The 20,013-nt window shown below is 70.8% G+C and carries 15 protein-coding genes; 8 read left to right on the forward strand and 7 right to left on the reverse strand.

Annotated elements, in window-relative coordinates; genetic code table 11:
- The first annotated feature begins 2 nt into the window (after positions 1-2).
- Together Q0C38_RS05905 and Q0C38_RS05910 are read left to right on the forward strand one after the other, a co-directional pair.
- Positions 3-2,195: an iron ABC transporter permease gene (locus Q0C38_RS05905; RefSeq protein ID WP_291296137.1), complete on the forward strand. Its 2,193-nt coding sequence runs from the start codon at positions 3-5 to the stop codon at positions 2,193-2,195.
- Positions 2,192-3,274, forward strand: coding sequence for an ABC transporter ATP-binding protein (locus tag Q0C38_RS05910; RefSeq protein ID WP_291296138.1), 1,083 nt, complete (start codon positions 2,192-2,194; stop codon positions 3,272-3,274). Before Q0C38_RS05905 ends, Q0C38_RS05910 begins: the two co-directional genes overlap by 4 nt.
- A gap of 6 nt (positions 3,275-3,280) precedes the next feature.
- Here Q0C38_RS05910 and uraH read toward each other — a convergent pair whose 3' ends face one another.
- Complete coding sequence (uraH, locus tag Q0C38_RS05915; protein ID WP_291296139.1) at positions 3,281-3,646, reverse strand: hydroxyisourate hydrolase; 366 nt, start codon at positions 3,644-3,646, stop codon at positions 3,281-3,283.
- 102 nt (positions 3,647-3,748) lie between these two features.
- Between uraH and Q0C38_RS05920 the strand changes: the two genes are divergently transcribed.
- Genes Q0C38_RS05920 through puuE form a run of 3 tightly spaced genes read left to right on the forward strand, consistent with a single transcriptional unit; the run spans position 3,749 to position 6,806 of the window.
- Positions 3,749-5,017 (forward strand): M20 family metallo-hydrolase, encoded by a 1,269-nt coding sequence (locus Q0C38_RS05920; RefSeq protein ID WP_291296140.1) that lies wholly within the window; start codon positions 3,749-3,751, stop codon positions 5,015-5,017.
- 2 nt (positions 5,018-5,019) lie between these two features.
- Positions 5,020-5,871 carry a pyridoxal kinase PdxY gene (gene pdxY / locus Q0C38_RS05925; protein ID WP_291296141.1) on the forward strand — a complete coding sequence of 284 codons (852 nt, stop codon included), beginning with the start codon at positions 5,020-5,022 and terminating at the stop codon, positions 5,869-5,871.
- Entirely contained in the window at positions 5,868-6,806 is a 939-nt protein-coding gene (gene puuE / locus Q0C38_RS05930) for an allantoinase PuuE (protein WP_291296142.1), read from the forward strand. The genes pdxY and puuE overlap by 4 nt, the downstream gene beginning before the upstream one ends.
- Positions 6,807-6,952: 146 nt before the next feature.
- Here the strand turns inward: puuE and Q0C38_RS05935 are convergent, their stop codons facing one another.
- The 4 genes from Q0C38_RS05935 to Q0C38_RS05950 all read right to left on the reverse strand — a co-directional run bounded on the left by Q0C38_RS05935 (position 6,953) and on the right by Q0C38_RS05950 (position 11,020).
- On the reverse strand, positions 6,953-8,080 hold the full coding sequence (locus tag Q0C38_RS05935; protein WP_291296143.1) for a hypothetical protein: 1,128 nt from the start codon (positions 8,078-8,080) through the stop codon (positions 6,953-6,955).
- On the reverse strand, positions 8,080-9,093 hold the full coding sequence (locus Q0C38_RS05940; protein WP_291296144.1) for a hypothetical protein: 1,014 nt from the start codon (positions 9,091-9,093) through the stop codon (positions 8,080-8,082). The genes Q0C38_RS05935 and Q0C38_RS05940 overlap by 1 nt, the downstream gene beginning before the upstream one ends.
- 401 nt (positions 9,094-9,494) lie before the next feature.
- Positions 9,495-10,529, reverse strand: coding sequence for an amino acid ABC transporter substrate-binding protein (locus Q0C38_RS05945; RefSeq protein ID WP_291296145.1), 1,035 nt, complete (start codon positions 10,527-10,529; stop codon positions 9,495-9,497).
- 65 nt (positions 10,530-10,594) lie between these two features.
- On the reverse strand, positions 10,595-11,020 hold the full coding sequence (locus tag Q0C38_RS05950) for a hypothetical protein (RefSeq protein WP_291296146.1): 426 nt from the start codon (positions 11,018-11,020) through the stop codon (positions 10,595-10,597).
- A 424-nt stretch (positions 11,021-11,444) separates the two neighbouring features.
- Between Q0C38_RS05950 and Q0C38_RS05955 the strand changes: the two genes are divergently transcribed.
- Genes Q0C38_RS05955 through Q0C38_RS05965 form a run of 3 tightly spaced genes read left to right on the forward strand, consistent with a single transcriptional unit; the run spans position 11,445 to position 16,943 of the window.
- Complete coding sequence (locus Q0C38_RS05955) at positions 11,445-12,158, forward strand: ImuA family protein (RefSeq protein ID WP_291296147.1); 714 nt, start codon at positions 11,445-11,447, stop codon at positions 12,156-12,158.
- On the forward strand, positions 12,151-13,644 hold the full coding sequence (locus Q0C38_RS05960) for a DNA polymerase Y family protein (protein ID WP_291296148.1): 1,494 nt from the start codon (positions 12,151-12,153) through the stop codon (positions 13,642-13,644). The genes Q0C38_RS05955 and Q0C38_RS05960 overlap by 8 nt, the downstream gene beginning before the upstream one ends.
- Positions 13,641-16,943: an error-prone DNA polymerase gene (locus Q0C38_RS05965; RefSeq protein WP_291296149.1), complete on the forward strand. Its 3,303-nt coding sequence runs from the start codon at positions 13,641-13,643 to the stop codon at positions 16,941-16,943. Before Q0C38_RS05960 ends, Q0C38_RS05965 begins: the two co-directional genes overlap by 4 nt.
- 7 nt (positions 16,944-16,950) lie before the next feature.
- Here Q0C38_RS05965 and Q0C38_RS05970 read toward each other — a convergent pair whose 3' ends face one another.
- Together Q0C38_RS05970 and Q0C38_RS05975 are read right to left on the reverse strand one after the other, a co-directional pair.
- Complete coding sequence (locus tag Q0C38_RS05970) at positions 16,951-18,789, reverse strand: hypothetical protein (RefSeq protein ID WP_291296150.1); 1,839 nt, start codon at positions 18,787-18,789, stop codon at positions 16,951-16,953.
- A gap of 144 nt (positions 18,790-18,933) precedes the next feature.
- Positions 18,934-20,010 (reverse strand): tartrate dehydrogenase, encoded by a 1,077-nt coding sequence (locus tag Q0C38_RS05975; protein ID WP_291296151.1) that lies wholly within the window; start codon positions 20,008-20,010, stop codon positions 18,934-18,936.
- Between the last annotated feature and the right edge of the window lie 3 nt (positions 20,011-20,013).

Here is a 20,013-nt window from a genome sequence, read left to right on the forward strand (position 1 = left end):
CGATGCGCCGTGCCGCCCTCTGGCTCGCAGCCCTCGGGCTTGTCGGGATCGCGCTGCCGCCCTGGTACCTGACGCAGGACAGGCTGGCCGATCTCGACTGGTCCGGCGGGTGGCTCGCCGAACCTGACCACGCGCCAGCCTTCGCCCAGGCGCTGCTGTTCGGGCGCTGGTGGCTGTGGCCCGTCATCGCCTGCTGCGCGGCCGCCGCGGCTGCCCTCCTCCTGCCCAGCCGCCGCGCGCTCGCCCGCGTGCTGGTGCTCGCGGGGGGCATCGGCCTCGCCGCCCTCGTCGCGCAGGGCAACGCGATCGGGCTGCGCGGCTGGTCGGCGCCGTGGCTCGAGGCGCTGTTCGGCGTGCTGGATGACCGGCAGTTCGGCCTTGGCATCGGCGGGCTGCTTGCCGGCCTCGCGCTGCTCTGGATGCTGACGGCGGGGCTCGCTGGCCTCGGCTATTTCCGGGGCGACCCGTTCACGGCCGGCGCCGTCGGCACGATCGCGCTCGCGGTTGCCCTCTTCACCTTCCTGCCGATCGTGAACCTGCTCTCCGACGCGTTCCGCGACCAGACCGGCGCGCTCGCGGCAGGTGCGCTGTTCCGCAGGCTCGGCGATGACCGCACCTGGGGGCTCGCCTGCCTCGCGGGCGGGTCGCGCTGCGGCGTGGCGTGGAACACGCTGCTCCTCGCATCCATGACGGCGGTCGGCACCACCGCGCTCGGGCTCGCCTTCGCGCTGCTCGTCACGCGCGGCGGAACGCGGTTCCCGCGTGCGCTCAGGGCACTCACCATCCTGCCGATCATCACGCCCTCCTTCGTCATCGGACTCGGGCTGATCCTGCTGTTCGGCCGCTCGGGCCTCGTGAACCAGGCGCTCTTCGCCGTGTTCGGCATCGAGGGCGGGCGTTGGATCTACGGGCTGCAGGGCGTGTGGCTGGCCCAGATGTTCGCCTTCACGCCGACGGTGTTCCTCGTGCTGATCGGCGTGGTCGAGGGCGTGAGCCCGACGATGGAGGAAGCCGCGCAGACGCTGCGCGCCAACCCGTGGCACACCTTCTCCACCGTCTCGCTGCCGCTGATGCGGCCGGGCATCGCCAATGCCTTCCTCGTCGCCTTCGTCGAGAGCATTGCGGACTTCGGCAACCCGATCGTGCTGGGCGGCAATTTCGGCGTGCTCTCGACCGAGATCTTCTTCGCCGTCGTCGGCGCGCAGGCCGATGCGGGGCGCGCGGCGACGCTGGCGCTCATCCTGCTGCTGTTCGCGCTCGGCGCGTTCTGGGCGCAGTCGCGCATCACCGGCAAGCGCAGCTACGTCTCGATCGCCGGCAAGGGCGATGGCGGCATCCACCCTCCCCTCCCCACCTGGGTGAGGCGCCTTGCACTCGGCATCGCCATGCCGTGGGCCGGGTTGACGATCATCCTCTACGCGATGGCGCTGACGGGAGGGTTCGTCGAGACCTGGGGGCGCGACTATACGCCGACGCTGCGGCACCTCATCCGCGCCTTCGACTTCGAATGGACGCCCAACGGCATCATCTGGACGGGCGTTGCCTGGAACAGCGTGCTGACGACGATCAAGCTCGCCGCGATCGCGGCTCCTCTGACCGCCGCCCTCGGCATCGTCGCAGCCTGGCTGTTCACGCGGCAGCGCTTCCTCGGCCGCCGGGCGCTCGAGTTCGCGACGATGCTTTCCTTCGCGGTGCCGGGCACCGTGATCGGCGTCGCCTATGTCTATGCGTTCAACGTGCCGCCGCTCGAGCTCACCGGAACGGGCATCATCATCGTGCTCTGCTTCATGTTCCGGAACCTCTCGGTGGGCTTGCGCTCTGGCATGGCGGCGATGAGCCAGATCGACCGCAGCCTCGACGAGGCCTCGTTCACCTTGGGCGGCGGCGGGCTCGATGCGCTGCGCCGCGTCATCCTGCCGCTGCTGCGGCCGGCGATCATCGCAGCACTGGCCTACTCCTTCGTGCGCGCGGTCACGACCGTGAGCGCGGTGATCTTCCTCGTCTCGGCCGAGTACGAGCTCGCGACGGTGTTCATCATCAACCGCGTCATCAACGGCGACTATGGCGTGGCGATCACCACCTCCGCCGCGCTGATCGTGATGATGGGCGCGGTGCTCGCCCTCATCCAGCTCGTGGTCGGCAAGCGAAAGATCCGCCGCCGCGCGTCGCCCGCCGTCCAGGGAGCACCGGCATGAAGCCCGACCGCATCAACGGGGCACGAAAGGCGCTCGATGTCCGGTTCGAGAACGTGACGAAGCGCTACGGCAACGCGGTCGCCGTGCGCGACGTCTCCTTCACCGTCGCACCCGGAACGCTTGTCACCCTCCTCGGCCCCTCGGGCTGCGGCAAGACGACGACGCTGCGCATGATCGCAGGCCTCGAGCAGCCCTCCGAGGGCCGCGTGCTGATCGGCGGGCGCGATGTCACCGGCATGCCGCCGGCCGAGCGCGACGTGTCGATGGTGTTCCAGTCCTACGCCCTCTTCCCGCACATGACGGTGCGCGAGAACGTGCGCTACGGCCTCGTCGTCTCCGGCCAAGCCAAGCGCGAGGCCGATCGCGCGGCGGATGTCGCGCTCGAGCAGGTCGGGCTTGCCGGGTTCGGCGAGCGCCTGCCGTCGGAGCTCTCGGGCGGGCAGCAGCAGCGCGTGGCGGTCGCGCGCGCGTTGGTGCTCGAGCCTGGCGTGATGCTGTTCGACGAGCCACTGTCGAACCTCGATGCGCGCCTCCGCCGCCACATGCGCGAGGAGATCCGCGCGCTGCAGCAGCGTCTCGGCCTCACGGTCGTGTATGTGACGCATGACCAGAGCGAGGCGCTTGCGATCAGCGACGGCATCATCGTCATGAACAACGCGGTGATCGCGCAACAGGGCGGCCCGCGCGACCTGTATGAGCGGCCGGCGAACGCCTTCGTCGCCGGCTTCATCGGCGAATCGAACCGCGTGCAGGCCCGCCTCGTCTCGCATGACGGCGACAGCGGCACCGTCGCGCTCGGCCAGGCGCAGTTCGCGCTGCCCCACCATGGCGCCGCGGTCGGCGAGATCACGCTCGCGGTGCGGCCAGAGGCGGTGCGGGTTGCTGCCCCTGGTGAGGCGGCGGCGCTGACAGGCCAGGTGCTGTCCGCCGCCTACCTTGGCGCGTTCATGGAATACGTGGTGGCGACGGAAGCGGGCGAGATGTTCATCGTCTGCCCCGACACGGATGCGGCGCGCCGCGTGGGCGAGACGGTCGGCCTCGCGATCCGCCCGCGCGGGCTTGCGGTGCTGCCCAACTGAGCGGCGTCACGATCCGCGGTAGGTGCTGTAGCTCCACGGGCTGACGAGCAGCGGCACATGGTAGTGCCCCGCCCCTTCGACGAGCGTCACGCGCAGCGGCACGACATCGAGGAAGGGCGGATCGGCGGCAAGGCCATGGCGGCGGAAATGATCGCCCACGAAGAAGCGCAGCTCATAGGTGCCAGGCAGGAACGTCTCGGCGCTCAGCAGCGGCGCATCCGTTCTGCCGTCCACATTCAGCATTGTCGCTGCCACCGGCACGGGCTCGCCGCGCGGCGGGATGTGCCAGAGCTCGACCGCCATGCCGGCGGCAGGCTTGCCGCGGACGGTGTCGAGCGCATGCGTGGTCAGGCCAGGCTCGTGCTTCCCCATCCCCCGAGGCTCCCCCGCCGGCGACGATCGCGCAAGTGACGCGTTGACGGAACGGCCGCCCCTGGGCCAGATCGCGCCTCCGAAAGCGGGGAGACAGGGGTGATGACAGTGTCCGTGGCGCCGAACGCAGTGGCAGCGGTGAGCGAGGCGCGGCTGTGGCAGCGCCTGATGGAGATGGCCGAGATCGGCGGCTTCGTCAGCGAGGAAGGCGACACGGGCGTCAACCGCCCCTGCCTCACCACGCTCGACCGGACCGCGCGGCGCCTGCTCATCTCCTGGGCCGAGCGCATCGGTGCATCCGTGACGATCGACCCTGCCGGCAACCTGTTCCTGCGGCTGGAGGGAGAGGACCCGTCGCTGCCGCCGGTGCTGACCGGCAGCCACATGGACAGCCAGCCACAGGGCGGGCGATTCGACGGCATCTACGGCGTCATCGCCGGGCTCGAGGCGATCGAGGCGGTGGCGACTGCCGGCATCAGGCCGAAGCGTGCCATCGAGGTGGTGGCCTGGACGAACGAGGAAGGCGGCCGCTACGCGCCTGGCTGCACCGGCTCGATGAGCTTCGCGGACTTCCGGCCGATGAGCGATTTCGACGACATCGTCGATGCCGCCGGCATCCGCTACGCCGATGCGCTGGCGGAACAGATGGCGTCGGAGAGTGATCTGGCGACGCGCCCACTCGGCTACACCCCGCATGCCTATCTCGAGGCGCATATCGAGCAGGGGCCGCGGCTCGAGGTGGAGGGGCGCGAGATCGGCGTCGTCTCCGGCATCCAGGGCTCGCGCTGGTTCACCGTCACCATCGAGGGGCGGAGCGACCATGCCGGCACCACGCCGCTCGGGCTCCGCCGCGATGCGGTGCAGGACATGGTGCGCGCGATCACCGCGCTGAACGCGCTGATGCATGACCCCGACGATGTGCTGCGCTTCACCGTCGCCTCCATCAGGGTCGAGCCTGACACGTCGAACAGCATCGCGCGGCGGGTCGTGTTCACGATCGATTTCCGCCACCCGGACAAGGCCGTGCTGATCGAGCGCGGCGATGCGATCACGGGCGTGGTGGAGGCGGCGATGACGACGTGCACGGCCACCGTGCATGAGCGGTTCCACGCCCTGCCCGTCGATTTCGGCGCAACGGTGCCGGGCGCCGTTGCCGCCGCCGCCACCTCGCAGGGGCTCAGCACCATCACCATGCCGTCGGGTGCGTTCCACGATGCGCAGTTCATGGTGCCACTCTGCCCGACGGGGATGATCTTCATTCCCTGCCGCGGCGGCGTCTCGCACCACCCGGCCGAGTATGCCGAGCCGGTGGCGTGTGCGAACGGCGCGCGCGTGCTCGTCCAGGCGCTGCTCACCCTGGCCAATTCCTGAGGATGCGCGTCCTCTCCATCCAGTCCTGGGTGGCGCATGGGCATGCGGGCAACGCTGCTGCGGTGTTCCCGCTGCAGCGCCTCGGGATCGAGGTGATCGCCATCCATACCGTCCTGTTCTCGAACCATACCGGCTATGGCGACTGGGGCGGGCGTGTATTCGATGCCGCAATGGTCGGCGAGGTGATGGCGGGTGTTGCCCGCCGCGGCGTGCTGCCGGCAACCGATGCGCTGCTCACTGGCTATCTCGGCGATGCCGCGATTGGTGCTGCGGTGCTCGAGGCCAACGCGGCGCTGAAGGCTGCGAACCCGCGCGCCATCTGGGCCTGCGACCCGGTGATCGGCGATGTCGGGCGCGGCGTGTTCGTCCGCCCCGGCATCGCCGAGTTCTTCCGCGATGCCTGCGTGCCGGCAGCCGACATCATGACGCCGAACCATTTCGAGCTCGATTTGCTCACCGGCACAGAGAGCCGAACCCTCGCCGCGGCCAGCGCGGCGGCGGCGTCGCTGGTGGGGCGCGGGCCGAAGCGACTCCTCGTCACCTCGCTCACGGTCGAAGGAACGCCCGAGGATGCGGTCGACATCGCCGCGTTCGGCCCGGGCGAGGCATGGCGCGTGCGCACGCCGAAGCTGCCCATCGTCGGCCGCGGCACGGGCGACGTGATCGCTGCCCTCTTCCTCGCCCACACGCTCGCCGGCCTGCCGCTCGCCGATTGTCTCGCGCGCGCCGTCTCGTCGCTGCACGGCATCCTGCGCGCGACGATCGCAGCAGGGCGGGAGGAGATGGCGCTGATCGCTGCCCAGGATGAGCTCGTATCCCCCTCCCAACTCTTCACGCCGGAGCGCATCCGATGACCAACCCCTATGATCCGCGCACGAGCCGCTATCCGCGCGACCTCGTGGGCTACGGCGCGACGCCGCCCGATCCGCGCTGGCCCAACGATGCGAAGCTCGCGGTGCAGATCGTGCTGAACTACGAGGAGGGGGGCGAGAACTCCATCCTGCACGGCGATGCGGCGTCGGAGGCGTATCTCACCGAGGTCGTCGGCACGGCCCCGTGGCCGGGAATGCGCAACCTCTCGGTCGAGAGCCAGTACGAGTACGGCGCGCGCGCAGGGTTCTGGCGCATCCACAGGCTGTTCACGCAGCGGAACATTCCGCTCACGGTCTATGCCGTCACGATGGCGCTCGCCCGCAACCCTGACGCCGCGTCGGCGATGGTCGCGGCCGAGTGGGAGATCGCCTCGCACGCCATGCGCTGGATCGACTATCGCGACATGCCGGAGGAGGAGGAGCGGCGCGAGATCGCGGCCTCGATCGCCCTGCAGGAGGCGGTGACCGGATCACGCCCCGTTGGCTGGTACACCGGGCGCTTCAGCGCCAACACCAAGCGCCTCGTCTCGGAGGCGGGCGGGTTCCTCTACCTCGCCGACAGCTACGCCGACGACCTGCCCTACTGGGAGGAGGTGGCACCCGGGCGGACGGAGCTGATCGTTCCCTACACGCTCGACAACAACGACATGCGCTTCGGCACGCAGCAGGGCTTCAACACCGGCGAGGATTTCGCCCGCTACCTGATCGATGCGTTCGACGTGCTGCTTGCCGAGGGCCGCGCCGGCGCGCCGAAGATGATGAGCATCGGGCTGCATTGCCGCCTGGTCGGAAGGCCGGGGCGGCTCGCCGGCCTAGCCCGCTTCCTCGACCATGCGCAGATGCACGGGGACGCCTGGTTCTGCCGCCGTGCCGACATCGCGCGTCACTGGCGTGCGCATTTCCCACCGCCCGGCTGAGGGAGCGTCTGATCGTTCTGCTGCCGTTACGTCTGGCGCGGCCCCTGCGTTCCGCTGTTCTCGGCCCTCAGGGTCGCTCCGCTCCGGATCTCGGGGCCATTGCCATCCGACTCACGGCAGCGAATTCCCAAACGGTCTCTGAGCGATCAGGCCGCGTCCGCCGCAGGCCCGCTGAACATCCCGACACCGCCGGCGCGCAGGACGGCGAGCGAGGCGGGGGCGGCCACGTCGGCGATGATCACGCGCGGCAGCAATTCGGTCGGGATCGCCGCGCGCACCGTCTCCGGCGCCAATGCCGCCGTGCCGGACAGCCTGATCCACGTCGCGCCGGCCGCGAGCGGCGCGACGCCGGGCAGATGCTCGGGCCTGATCCGCGCGAGGCACACCGGCACGTCGGCAGCAGCGGCGATGCGGGCGGCGGCGGTGAAGCGCGTGACATCGGCCACCGCCTGCTCGAACGACAGCTTCAGGATGATCCGCCCGCGCAACCGCGCCGGCAGCGCATCGTCAAACCGCCCGAAGCCGGGCGAGAGGATGGTCGAGACATCCATCGGCACGGCGATCGTGCCGTTGGACGCGATCTCATGGCGCTGCGCGAGCTGGGCGAGCAGGCGCCGGCAGGCGGCACGGGCGAAGCGCGCGCGAAGCCGCGGCTCCGGCGAGAGGGCACGGCCAGGCACGAGCGCGTCGAGCAGTGCCTGGAGGTCGAGCCTGAGGCTCCGCATCGCCAGTGTCTTCTCCCCACCCTCGCCGAAGCTGAACACGGGTTGCACCGAGAGGCGGTCGAGCAGTTCGGTGCGTTCGAGAACGCGCTCGACCGCGGCAATGTCGTCGAGCGTCACCGGCTTGGCGGGCCTGCCGCTCACCACCGCAGGCGGCGCGTGGCCATGCTCGGCAGCGATCGCGGCGAGTGCGAGTTGGAGGGACGCGAGATCTTCCGGCACGTCGAACACCGCCGCCACGCCAGGCGTCGCCGCCATCGCCGCCTGGACGGAGCCGACCTCCGCCTCGCCGCCACGCCGCCAGATGGCTAGCCCATCGCCGTCCGGCAGGTCATTCCAGACGAGACCGGGCAGGGCAAGCACAGGCTCGAGCGTGCGGCGGAGGGAGGTGATGGCCTCGACGCTGGCGGGCCAACCGGGAAGCTTCGTGGGCCGCAGCAGCAGCACGCGCCGCGCCGCGCCGTTCTCGGCGGCGGCGGCGAAGAAGCGCGCGGCTTCGGCCGGCGTCGTCAGGTGCCGCACTGCCGGGCCGAAGGAGACAGCAACGATCATCAGGCAGCCGCCCTGCGGGAGGCGAGCAGCGCTTCCACCACGCGGCCCTCATAGAGGCCGATGCCATGGCCGAGGCCGAAGACGATGTCCTCCTCCGCCGCGCAGGCAGAGAGGATGATCCGCTCCGGCCCAAGCGTGGCGAGCGGCACGCCCGCCGAAGCCGCCGCGCGCGCCGTCTCGGCCGTGAGGCCGAGGATGTCCGATGGGGTGAGCAGGCAGGCGAGCAGCGCGAGCGCCTCGGGGCCTGGGCAGCAGATCTGCAGACGCTGGCCGTCCGCGGCGAAGCGCGCGCGGGCGGTGGTAAGATGCGCGGGTGCCGCCACCGCCTCGGCCAGCGCGAGCGCGGGAACGAGGCGGGCGATGCCCTGCCGCCCCGCCACGGCCTCCAGCGCGTCATAGTCGCCGCCAAGCGCCACTGCGGGCGCGAGCGGCACGAACAGCCGCCCCTCCCCCTCGCCCGGGGCGAGCAGCCGCGCGGCATGGGACAGGAGCAGCGGATCGAGCAGGCCGAGCGTCGCCTCATCCGTCACGCCCGGCGGGCCCGCGGCACCGGCGAGCGCGCGGGCCACCACGCCATGGTCGGGCAGGAGGCGCCGTGCCACCACCCGCGCCTTCACCCCCGGCCTGACGGAGACGATCGCCGCCTGCCTGATCCATCCCTCGGGTGGCAGGGCGAGCAGCGAGCGGCGCAGCGCGACCAGCGCCTCGCCGGAAGGTTCCGTGACCGAAAGGTCAGGCCAGGTGGCGTCCGCCCCGCCAAGCGCCTCGAGGGCGGCGGCGTCATCGGGAAGCACGAAATGGCCAACGGGGGAGGCAGCCTCGGGCAGCAACTCGCCAAGCCGTGTCGCGAGGCGAAAGGCAGACGCGGGCGCGATTTCGTCAGGTCCCCACCACACCAGGCCCTGCGCGGTGTCGGCCACGGTGCACTCGACAAGCGTCCGGTCGCCGAGGCGGCGGAACGCGGCACGGATTGCGGCGATGCGCGCCTCCGGCGGCAGGGCGAGCGTCATCACCCAGTGAGGCCGCCCACTTCCGATCGCCCTCGCCAACGCCTGATCCATCACCCGCCCAAGGAGATCACCACCTTGTGCGGATGGTGCACGGCCTGGGCAAAGCGACGGTTAACGGCGCCCGCCGAGACGCGATGGGCCGCTGCACGCGATCCAGAGCGCCCCACGAAACTGGCATCGGCCGGAAATAATCGGCCGCGATGCTCGTTCTCCCCGGTACCGACACGACACACCAGACGGGAGAAGCCGCGATGCGAGAACCGGTTCTGACGCCACGGGGTGCGATCGTCATCGGCCTCATCGGCGGTATCGCCGCGCTGCTGCTTCGGATCGGCGCGGCAGGCCAGACGCTGACGCTGGCGGCAGGATAGGGCTGCGCCCGCAGCCCTATCCCGCGCGCGGTCTCAGCGGATCGGCATGGCGTACATCAGCCCGCCGCGCGTCCAGAGGTCATTCGGGCCGCGCGGCAGTTTCAAGGGGCTGAGTTGGCCGAGATTGCGCTCGAACAGCTCGCCATAGTTGCCGAGCTGCTTCACGATCCGGTAGGCCCAGGCATCGTCGAGCCCCATCATCCGCCCATGCCCGCCGGTCCGGCCGAGAAGCCGCTGCACGGAGGGGTTCTGGCTCTCGAGCATCTGGTCGACATTGGCGCGGGTGACGCCGAGCTCCTCCGCCTCGACGAGGGCGAACAGCGTCCAGCGCACGATGTCGAACCACTGCGGATCGCCCTTGCGCACCAGCGGGCCGAGCGGCTCCTTCGAGATGATGTCGGGCAGGATGACGTGCTCGTCCGGCTTCTCCAGCGCGGTGCGGATGCCGGCAAGCTGGCTCGCATCGGTGGTGAAGGCATCGCAGCGGCCGGCGATGTAGGCCTTGCGCGTCTCCTCGTTCTGCTCGAACACGACGGGACGGACCGCGAGGCGGTTGGTGCGCGCCCAGTCGGCCAGGTTCAGCTCGTTCGTCGTGCCGGTGGTAACGCAGATCGAGGCGCCGTCGAGCTCCCTCGCAGTCCTGAGGTTCAGGCTCGTGCGCACCAGGAAGCCCTGGCCGTCATAGAAGTTCACGCCGGCGAAGCTGAGGCCGAGATTGGTGTCGCGCGAATGCGTCCACGTCGTGGTGCGGACGAGGAGGTCGATCGCGCCCGATTGCAGCGCCGTCAGCCGCTGTTGGGAGGTGAGCGGGGAGAGACGCACCTTGTTCGCGTCGCCCAGCACGGCGGCAGCGACGGCGCGGCAGATCTCGACGTCGAACCCGGTCCAGTTGCCCTGGCTATCGGGCAGGCTGAAGCCTGGCGCGCCGGTATGGCCGCCGCAGAGCAGCAGGCCACGCTCCTTCACCTGGTCGAGCGTGCCGCGCGTCTGGGCCGCGGCGGGTTCGGCGAGTGGCGCCGCGGCAAGCGCGATGGCGGCGGCGGTGGCGGCGAGCAAGCGCATGGTCATGTCCTGTCCCCTTCCCGATCGTGAAGGAGCGAAGCATGCGCGGGGCGGCACCGTCTACCGGTCGCTCAGACGGTGATGTCGAGACCCTTGGGGTTGGCAGTCTGGGGTGGCGCGCTGGCCTGGGCAGCGGGGGCCTGGTCAGCGGGGGCCTGGTCAGCGGGGGTCTTGGTAGGCGCCGGTGGCTGAGGGGTGAGCGCGAAGTCGCGCGCGGCGAAACGCTCATCGAGCGTGCGAAGGTCGCGCATCGCCTCGGCGGCGGTGGCGGCATCGATGGCGCCATCACGCACCAGGAGGCGGGCGAGCGGCGTCGCCGCGTCACGCCGCGCGGCGGCATAGAGGGCGGCGAGCGGCCCGCCCGTGTCGCGCGCAGAGCCTATCTCGACGACCTCGCGAAGCCTGGTGCGCAGCGTCTCCGCCTCTCCGGGCGCGGCGACGGCGAGTTCGCCCGCAAGGTCAGCCGCGAGGGAGGCCATGGCGCGGGATTCACGCATGCCGACGAGGGCGCGGCTGGCCTGGAACCTGTCATCCGCGGCAGGCAAGGAAGCTGGAGGTGACGAGGACGCGGGAGGAAGCGGCGCGGGGCGCAGGACGGCGATCCTTGCCTCGCCCTGGTTGGCCAGGGCGGCATCACGCGTCAGGGCCTGCGCAAGCACGTTCACTGCGGCCCGTGCCGCAGGAACGAGCAGTGGCGAGTCGGGGGGAGTGTAATAGGGCCCGATGGGCACAAGCACTGTCTCCTCAATCCGACGGGCGTATCACCCTATGCAACATATCAGCCTGATGCAACTCACCGCTGTGATACACGTCACTTGACTCACCCTCCTTGACTCATGTCATCAGGAAAAGAACAAATAGAGAACACACCATATCGCACCCCGTATCCTTGGCAAGCACGACACCCATGAGCATGCCCAGATGACCACGCCCCACCCCGATCGCGCCTCGCTCCTCGCTGCCCTGCGGGGGGCCATCGCGCAGCATGATGCGCCGCGTCCCACCGGGACCGTCCCGGTGGCGGAGGGGATCGACGGCACCCTGCCCGGTGGCGGCCTGGCACGGGGGGCAATCCATGAAATTCTTACAGCAAAATCAGGCTGTTCCACGGCGTTCTGCGGATATATTCTCAGCCGCGCCGGCGGCCTCGCCTGCTGGATCATGCCACCCCGCGCCGCCGATATCCCCTGGCCCGCGGGCCTTCTCGCGCAGGGGCTCGACCCTGCCTGCCTCGTCCTGGTCGAAGTGGCCGGGCAGGATGCTCTCTGGGCAGCGGAACAGGCGCTGCGCTCCACCGCCCTGGCTGCCGTCGCTGCCGTTCTTCCGCCGCTCGACCTTGCAGCGGCCAGGAGGTTGCAACTCGCGGCAGAGGCAGGCGGCACGCTGGGCCTCATCCTCCGCCCCGATGACCGGCATGGCGAGGGAGACCAACAGGCGCCGACAGCGGCGCGCACCCGCTGGCGCATCACCTCCCTGCCCGGGCAGGGCGGCAGCGCCCACAGGCTCGGCACGGCGCGCTGGCGGGTCGCACTGCTGCATGCGCGCGGGGCAAGGCCCGGCGTGTGGGACATGACATTCGATCAATCCATCAATATGTTGATAATACAAGAATCGCCTGTGCGCCAGCATGGCTGAGGCGCGGCGCCATCTCGCCCTGGTCCTGCCCCGGCTTGGCACCGACAGGCTGATCAGGCGCGACCCCGCCCTCGCCGGCACCCCGCTCCTGCTCTGGGCACAGGAGGGGCCGCGACGGCTCGTCACCGCCGTGGTGGAGGGTGTTCCCGTCATCCCGGGCACGTCGCTCGCCGATGCGCTGGCCGCCACGCCCGGCCTCTTCTGCCACCCGGCCGATCCTGCCGCCGATGCCGCCCTGCTCGCCGCGCTGGCCGCCTGGTGCCTCTGCGTCACCCCCCTCGCCGCACCCTCGCCGCCCGACGGCATCGCGCTCGACATCACCGGCTGCGCGCACCTCAAGGGCGGCGAGGCAGCGCTGCTCGCCTGGCTGACCGAACGCCTCGGGGCGGCAGGCTTCGCGGTGCGGGGGGCGATCGCTGCCACCAGCCTCGGCGCCGCCGCGCTGGCGCGTGCGGGGCGCGGCGGGACGATCGTCACCGCCGCCACGCAAGGTGCCGCCGTCTCCGCCCTGCCCATCGCCGCCCTCCGCCCGGGCGAGGCGGTGCGCGAGGCTGCCGCGAGGCTCGGCCTCCGCAGCATCGGCGACCTTGCACGCCAGCCGCGTGGCCCTCTCGCCCGGCGCCTCGGCCAGCCGCTGCTCGCACTGCTCGACCAGGCGCTCGGCCATGCGGATGCGCCGATCAGGCCGATCCGCCCGCCACCCCCTGCCCGCGTGGTGCGTGACTGCCCGAGCCCACTGCTGACGGCAGAGGCGATCGGCATCGGCCTCGCCGCGCTGATGCAGGCGCTCTGCGATGATCTTGGCCGCAGGGGCCTCGGTGCCCGCCGCATCACCCTCACCTGCCACCGCACCGACGCCACGCTCCAGCGCATCGGCATCGGCACCGGCCTCGCCAGCCGCGACGACGGCCACCTCACGCGCCTCCTCGCCGCGCGGATCGAGCGGATCGACCCTGGCTTCGGCATCGAGAAGCTGACGCTCGCCGCCGAGGTGACGGAACCGCTCGGCGCGCTGCAGGGCGGGCTTGCCGGCAGCGCCGCGGCGACAGCGTCGCGGCGGGAGGAACTCGCCCGCCTGCTCGACCGGCTGCGCGAGCGCCTCGGCCCCCGCGCCGTCCGGCGGCTCGATCCCTTCCCCAGCCACTGGCCCGAGCATGCGATGCGGGCGGCCGACCCTGCCTCCCCGCCCCGCCCGGTGCCGGAGGGCTGGGCTGCGCGGCCCCGGCCGGTGCGGCTCGCCCGCCGCCCGCGCCCGATCACGGCGGTGGCACTGCTGCCCGATGGCCCTCCCGTCAGGCTCGGCACAGCGCGGGTGGTGAGCGCCGAGGGGCCGGAGCGGATCCTGCCCGCCTGGTGGAAGCCGGCCGCGCAGGAGGGGGCGCGCGACTACTGGCGCGTCGAGACGGAGGATGGCCGACGCCTCTGGGTGTTTGCCCTGCGGAACGGTGGTCCCCCGGAATGGTTCCTGCACGGGTGGTTCGCATGAGCGAGGCGAGCTACGCCGCGCTGCAGGTGCTGTCGAACTTCTCCTTCCTCGACGGCGCCTCCCACCCTGATGAGCTCGTGCTCACGGCCAAGGCGCTCGGCCTCGCCGCACTTGCGCTCACCGACGTCAACAGCACCGCCGGCCTCGTGCGCGGCCACCTTGCGGCGAAGGCGCAGGGGCTGCGGTTCATCCCGGGTGCGACGCTCAGGCTCGCCGACGGCTTCGCCTATCTCTGCTTCCCGACCGACCGTGCCGCCTGGGCGCGGCTGTCGCGGCTGCTCTCGCGCGGCAAGCTCGCGGCACCGAAGGGCGAGTGCCTGATCGGGCGCGACGACCTGCTCGCCCACGCCGAGGGCCAGGTGCTCATCGCCCTTCCCCCGGCAGCACCCGACCGCGCCTTCGCCGAACGCCTGGCGGCTGACCGCGCCGCGCTCGCCCGCGTCACCGCGCTGCCGCTGATGCTCGGCGCCTCCGTGCGGCAGGAGGGCGACGACCAGCGGCGGCTCGATGCGCTGGCGGAACTTGCCACCCGCGCCGGCACGCCGCTCATCGCGCTCGGTGACGTGCGCTACCACAGCCCCGCACGCCGGGCGCTGGCCGACGTGCTCTCCGCCATCAGGCTTCGTTGCACTGTCGAGACGCTCGGGCTGGCCGCGGAGGCGAACGCCGAGCGCCACCTGAAATCCCCCGCCGCGATGGCAGCGCTGTTCGCCCGCCACCCGGACGCGCTCTCCCGCACGCTGGCCGTGATGCGCGAATGCCGCTTCTCGCTCGACGAGCTCCGTTACGAATACCCCGACGAGATCGTCGAGCCTGGCATGACGGCGCAGGAAACCCTGATCGCCCGCACCTGGGAGGGGGCCGCAGCGTGCTGGCCGGGCGGGGTGCCTTCGGATGTGCGCGCGCGGATCGAGCATGAGCTCGCGCTGATCGCGCAGCTTGCCTACGCGCCCTATTTCCTCACCGTTCACGAGATCGTCCGCTTCGCGCGCGGCCAGGGAATCCTCTGCCAGGGGCGAGGCTCGGCCGCCAATTCGGCGGTGTGCTACGTGCTCGGCATCACCGCGGTCGACCCCTCGAAGCATGACCTGCTGTTCGAACGGTTCGTGTCCGCCGCGCGCGACGAGCCGCCCGACATCGACGTCGACTTCGAGCATGAGCGGCGGGAGGAGGTGATCCAGTGGATCTACGCCCGCTATGGCCGCCACCGCGCCGGGCTTGCCGCGACCGTGATCCACTGGCGCCACCGCATGGCGGTGCGCGAGGTCGGCCGCGCGATGGGGCTGACGGAGGACATCACCGGGCGGATCGCCGACGCGACCTGGGGACCAGGCCGCGAAGCCTCGCTGACGGAGCAGGCCGCAGCGCTGAACCTCGACGTGGCCGACCCGCGGCTTGCCATGACGCTCGCGCTCGCCGAGGAGCTGGTGGGGTTTCCGCGCCATCTCTCGCAGCATGTCGGCGGCTTCATCATCACCCGCGGTCCGCTGATCGAGCTCTGCCCCGTCGCCAACGCCGCGATGGCGGACCGCACGACGATCGAGTGGGACAAGGACGACATCGAGCGGCTCGGCATGCTGAAGGTCGATGTGCTGGCGCTCGGCATGCTCTCCTGCGTGCGGAAGGCGTTCGACCTGATCGCCACGCATCACGGCAAGCGCTACGAGCTCGCAACGATCCCGCCGGAGGACAAGGCGGTGTATGCGATGCTGAGCCGCGCCGACAGCTTGGGCGTGTTCCAGGTGGAAAGCCGGGCGCAGATGGCGATGTTGCCGCGCCTGAAGCCCGCCACCTTCTATGACCTCGTGATCCAGGTCGCGATCGTCCGCCCCGGCCCGATCCAGGGCGACATGGTGCACCCCTACCTGCGGCGCCGGAACGGCGAGGAGGCGGTGAGCTATCCCTCCGCCGCGCTCGAGGCCGTTCTCGGCCGCACCCTCGGCGTTCCCCTGTTCCAGGAACAGGCGATGAAGATCGCGATCGTCGCCGCCGGCTTCAGCGCGGAGGATGCCGACAGGCTTCGTCGCGCCATGGCAACGTTCCGCAAGGTCGGCATCATCGGCGAGTTCCGCGAGAAGATGATCACGGGCATGGCCGAGCGCGGCTATGAGCGCGACTTCGCCGAGCGCTGCTTCCGCCAGATCGAGGGCTTCGGCACCTACGGCTTCCCCGAGAGCCACGCCGCCTCCTTCGCGCTGCTCGTCTATGTCTCGTCCTGGATCAAGTGCCACTACCCGGCCGTGTTCGCCTGCGCGCTGCTCAACAGCCAGCCGATGGGGTTCTACGCGCCGGCGCAGATCGTGCGGGATGCGGAGAACCACGGCGTCATCGTCCGCGGCGTCGACGTGAACCTGTCGGACTGGGACTGCACGCTCGAACCCGCCGAGGGCAGCACGGGCGGGCTCGCGCTCAGGCTCGGGCTTCGCGAGGTGAAGGGGCTTGCCGAGCGCGACGGCCGCGCGCTTGCCGCGGCGCGCGAGGCCGGCAATGCGCGGCCGTTCGAGAGCATCGAGGAACTCGCCCGCCGCGCGGGCCTCGCGGCCGCACCGCTGGAGCGGCTCGCGGACGCCGACGGCTTCGCCTCGCTCGGCCTCGCGCGGCGCGAGGCGCTGTGGCAGGCCGCCGCCACGACGAGCCCGTCGCCGCTCTTCGCCGCCGCCGAGGGCGATCTCTTCGCCGAAGCGGCGCCCAGCCTGCCGGCAGCGACGCTGGGCGAGGAGGTGGTGGCCGATTACGGCGCACTCGCGCTGTCGCTGAAGGCGCACCCGCTGGCACTCCTGCGCGCCGACCTCGCCGCGCTTGGTTGCGCCGACACGCGCATGCTGGCGGGAACCACGCCAGGGGCGCGCGTCAGGCTCGCAGGCCTCGTTCTCGTCAGGCAACGGCCTGGCAGCGCCAAGGGCGTGGTGTTCGTCACGGTGGAGGATGAGCACGGGCACGCGAACCTCGTCGTCATGCCGCCCGTGCTCGCACGCTACCGGGCGGCGATCATCGGTGCGCGGCTGATGCTGGTCGATGGCGTGGTGGAGCGGCAGGACTACGGCGCCGCGCCGATCATCCATGTGCGCGCCAGGCGGGTGGAGGACCGCTCCGACCTGCTCGCCACGCTGCATGCGCGCGGGGCGGATGGGGCCGTGTGGGCCAATGGCGCCGGAGGCGCCGTCTGGGACCGCGCGCTCGCCCGCGCCGACGAGGTGAAGACGCCGCAGCGTGACGCGCGGGCGCCACGCGGCCACCCGCGCGACCAGGCAACGCTGGACCCAAGGAGCTTCATCCCCGGCAGCCGGGATTTCCGGTGACCTCCGGTCACCGCCTCCCGCACGTGATGCGCCATGCATCCGGCAGCTGCCAGCGCGCCCAGTCCGGCACCCAGCGCGGCCAGGGCCGACACCCGACCACCCGCGCCCACCAGTAGGCGACAACGAACAGGAAGCCGAAATCGAGCAGGTCGATGAACCACCCGATCCAGCACACGCTGGAGAGGCCGAAGAAGGCGATGATCGCGCCGATCACCGTCAGCACGAAGGCGAAGCCCATCAGCACGATCAGGATGTCGATCAGCAGATCGACGAGGAAACAGTTCAATCGACAGCTTCCGCAGACATAGAGCCAGATGAGCAGCCCGATCGTCGCGACGATCAGCAGCACCGCGCCGATGATGGCGATGACGCCGGCCACGACCGCCACGGGGCCGGAGACGACGAACCCGGCCACGCAGAGGCCGACGCCGAGCGCGAGCGCGCCGACCACGAGCATGCCAAGCAGGCTGAACAGCGCGACTGCGCACCAGTTGATGCTGAAACCGCCGCCGTTCGTCACCTCGTCGTCGTCGTCATCGTCATCGTCATCGTCGTCATCGTCGTCGTCGTCGTCGCGTGGGGAGCAGGCATCGACCGTGACCGATTGCGAGACCCCGGGGCAGCCCTTCGGCGACGACACCTGCGCGACGAAGGCGTAGGTGCCCGGCAGCAAATCTCGCTCGGCCGCAACTACGGCCTGCTCGCCCGGTGTCGCCACCGTACCGGTCGCCAGTTCCTCGAGCGCCACCTGCGCGACCGTGTCCCACAGGACGAGCCGCGCGCTCGCCGCGCCCGTCCCTTGCGCCACCATCCGGGCCCGCACGCGCACCCGCCGCCGCCCGTCTCCGTCACAGTCACCGACCGAGGGTGGATCGAACGTCATCGAGGGACAGGGCGGATCGCAGGGTGCGACAGACACCGGAATGGTCGCACCGCCGCAGCCGGCCGGAGAGAGCACGCGGACGCCGATCGCATGACTGCCGGTCGGGAGGCTCGTCGTCGTGGTCAGCACGAGCGTTCCGTTGCCGCTCTCACCCGACGCGAGCGTTGCCAGAACCTCCCCATCGTCATCAAGCCGGACAAGCACGGCGGAAAGCGGCTCGACCGGTGCGATCTGGAGCGTTGCCGACAGCGTGACGTCACGCCCGCCTTCCTTGTTGCATGCGCCGGACACCGGCGCTGCGAAGCTGATATTGGGGCAGATCGTGGTGGGGGACGGCGGTGGGCATGCCTCGACCGTGACGATCCCACTCGTCTCGGAACACCCTTCCGGATGGAGAATTCTCACGCCGTAGCTGTGCTGTCCCGCCGGATAGGCATGGGTGTCGCTGAACGTGCCGGCCGCGGAGAAGACCGCCGAGGCGCCGTCCGCCTCGCCATGGCGCCACTGTGCGAAAACGGGTGTGACATCGCCCGGTGCGACCTGTGCGGAGACCGTGACGGTGCGCGTCCCATCCAGGTTGCAGGCGCCCGGCGTGGCCGACAGGCCGGTGACGACCGGGCAGATCCTGTCGCCGACGCAGCGCAGGCCATCGACCTCGAGCCGGGCTGAGCAATCAGGATCGTCGACGCAGACGGCAATGATCTCGATCTTGTCTCCGTCCGGCGAGCAAGCAAAGGCTCCGGCCGCGAAATGGCCTGACGCCGCCTCGAAGACCGCGAGCCAGTCACCGGCAGGCCCGACAACGGCATCCACCTCTGACGTCGACACGCCGGTGGCTTGGCGGATGACACGAACCAACACCTTGGGGCAGCCGCTGGCCGTTCCACTCACCTCAAGCCGGTGCGGCGTGGCCGAGGCCTCGCTGATGCCGACGATCCCTCCAACGACGATGGAACAGGTCATGCGCTTCCCCCCGGCAGCCCGCCAGCGGAAAGCATCTTCCTATGCGTGATGGGAGCGCAAGCCTTGCGCATCGAACCGAACCAGAAACGTTCTTGTCGCCCAGCGATATCCAACCCGTGCGCGGATGTCACCCCGCTTGCTGTCTCAGAGGTTACGCCCCTCGATCGCGGCGATCACCGCCGCCGTCACCTCGGCCGTCGTTGCCTTGCCGCCGAGATCGGCCGTGAGCAGCCCGGCCGCGGTGACGCGGGCGATCGCGTCCGTGATCATCAGGGCGGCCGCTGGCTCGCCGAGATGATCGAGCATCATGGCACCCGACCAGAACGTGCCGATCGGGTTGGCGATGCCCTTGCCCATGATGTCGAAGGCGGAGCCGTGAATGGGCTCGAACATCGAGGGCGCGTGACGCTCGGGGTTGAGGTTGGCGGTGGGTGCCAAGCCAAGCCCACCAGCGAGCGCCCCGGCCAGGTCGGAGAGGATGTCGGCGTGCAGGTTGGTCGCCACCACCGTGTCGATCGACCGCGGCTTCAGGACCATCCGTGCCGCCATCGCATCGACCAGCACACGTTCGGTCCGCACCGCGGGGAACTCCTTTGCGACCTCGGCCGCGATCTCGTCCCACAGCACCATGCCGTGGCGCTGGGCGTTCGACTTCGTGACGATGATGAGATGTTTCCGCGGCCGGCTTTCGGCCAGGCGGAACGCCACGCGCATGATCCGCGCGACACCGGTGCGGGTGAAGATGGAAGTCTCGGTCGCCACCTCCTCAGGCAGGCCGCGATGCGCGCGCCCGCCATGGCCGGCATACTCGCCCTCGCTGTTCTCGCGCACGATCACCCAGTCGAGCGCGGCCGCATCCGCACCGACGAGCGGGCTCGCGATGCCGGGGAACAGGCGGATCGGGCGGATGTTGGCGTACTGGTCGAAGCCCTGGCAGATGGCGAGCCGAAGGCCCCAGAGGGTGAGGTCATCCGGCAGGTCGGGGTCGCCAACGGCGCCGAACAGGATCGCGTCATGCTTCCGCAGCGTGGCGGTGCCATCCTCCGGCATCATCCGCCCCGTGGCGCGGTAGAAATCCGAGCCCCAAGGGTACTCCGTCACGTCGAGCGCGAAGCCGCCCGCGCGCGCGGCAGCGGCACGCAGCACGGCAAGCCCCGCGGGAACCACTTCCTTGCCGATGCCGTCGCCCGGAATCGCTGCAATGCTGTATCGTTTCGTCATCCG

It is taken from the genome of Elioraea sp. (assembly GCF_022842375.1).
Classification (GTDB): domain Bacteria; phylum Pseudomonadota; class Alphaproteobacteria; order Acetobacterales; family Acetobacteraceae; genus Elioraea_A.

Coding starts and splice junctions, on each gene's coding strand:
- Q0C38_RS05905 (WP_291296137.1), top strand. CDS start 3: ATGCGCCGTGCCGCCCTCTGGCTCGCAGCCCTCGGGCTTGTCGGGATC.
- Q0C38_RS05910 (WP_291296138.1), top strand. CDS start 2,192: ATGAAGCCCGACCGCATCAACGGGGCACGAAAGGCGCTCGATGTCCGG.
- uraH (WP_291296139.1), bottom strand. CDS start 3,646: ATGGGGAAGCACGAGCCTGGCCTGACCACGCATGCGCTCGACACCGTC.
- Q0C38_RS05920 (WP_291296140.1), top strand. CDS start 3,749: ATGACAGTGTCCGTGGCGCCGAACGCAGTGGCAGCGGTGAGCGAGGCG.
- pdxY (WP_291296141.1), top strand. CDS start 5,020: ATGCGCGTCCTCTCCATCCAGTCCTGGGTGGCGCATGGGCATGCGGGC.
- puuE (WP_291296142.1), top strand. CDS start 5,868: ATGACCAACCCCTATGATCCGCGCACGAGCCGCTATCCGCGCGACCTC.
- Q0C38_RS05935 (WP_291296143.1), bottom strand. CDS start 8,080: ATGATCGTTGCTGTCTCCTTCGGCCCGGCAGTGCGGCACCTGACGACG.
- Q0C38_RS05945 (WP_291296145.1), bottom strand. CDS start 10,529: ATGACCATGCGCTTGCTCGCCGCCACCGCCGCCGCCATCGCGCTTGCC.
- Q0C38_RS05950 (WP_291296146.1), bottom strand. CDS start 11,020: ATGCGTGAATCCCGCGCCATGGCCTCCCTCGCGGCTGACCTTGCGGGC.
- Q0C38_RS05955 (WP_291296147.1), top strand. CDS start 11,445: ATGACCACGCCCCACCCCGATCGCGCCTCGCTCCTCGCTGCCCTGCGG.
- Q0C38_RS05960 (WP_291296148.1), top strand. CDS start 12,151: ATGGCTGAGGCGCGGCGCCATCTCGCCCTGGTCCTGCCCCGGCTTGGC.
- Q0C38_RS05965 (WP_291296149.1), top strand. CDS start 13,641: ATGAGCGAGGCGAGCTACGCCGCGCTGCAGGTGCTGTCGAACTTCTCC.
- Q0C38_RS05970 (WP_291296150.1), bottom strand. CDS start 18,789: ATGACCTGTTCCATCGTCGTTGGAGGGATCGTCGGCATCAGCGAGGCC.
- Q0C38_RS05975 (WP_291296151.1), bottom strand. CDS start 20,010: ATGACGAAACGATACAGCATTGCAGCGATTCCGGGCGACGGCATCGGC.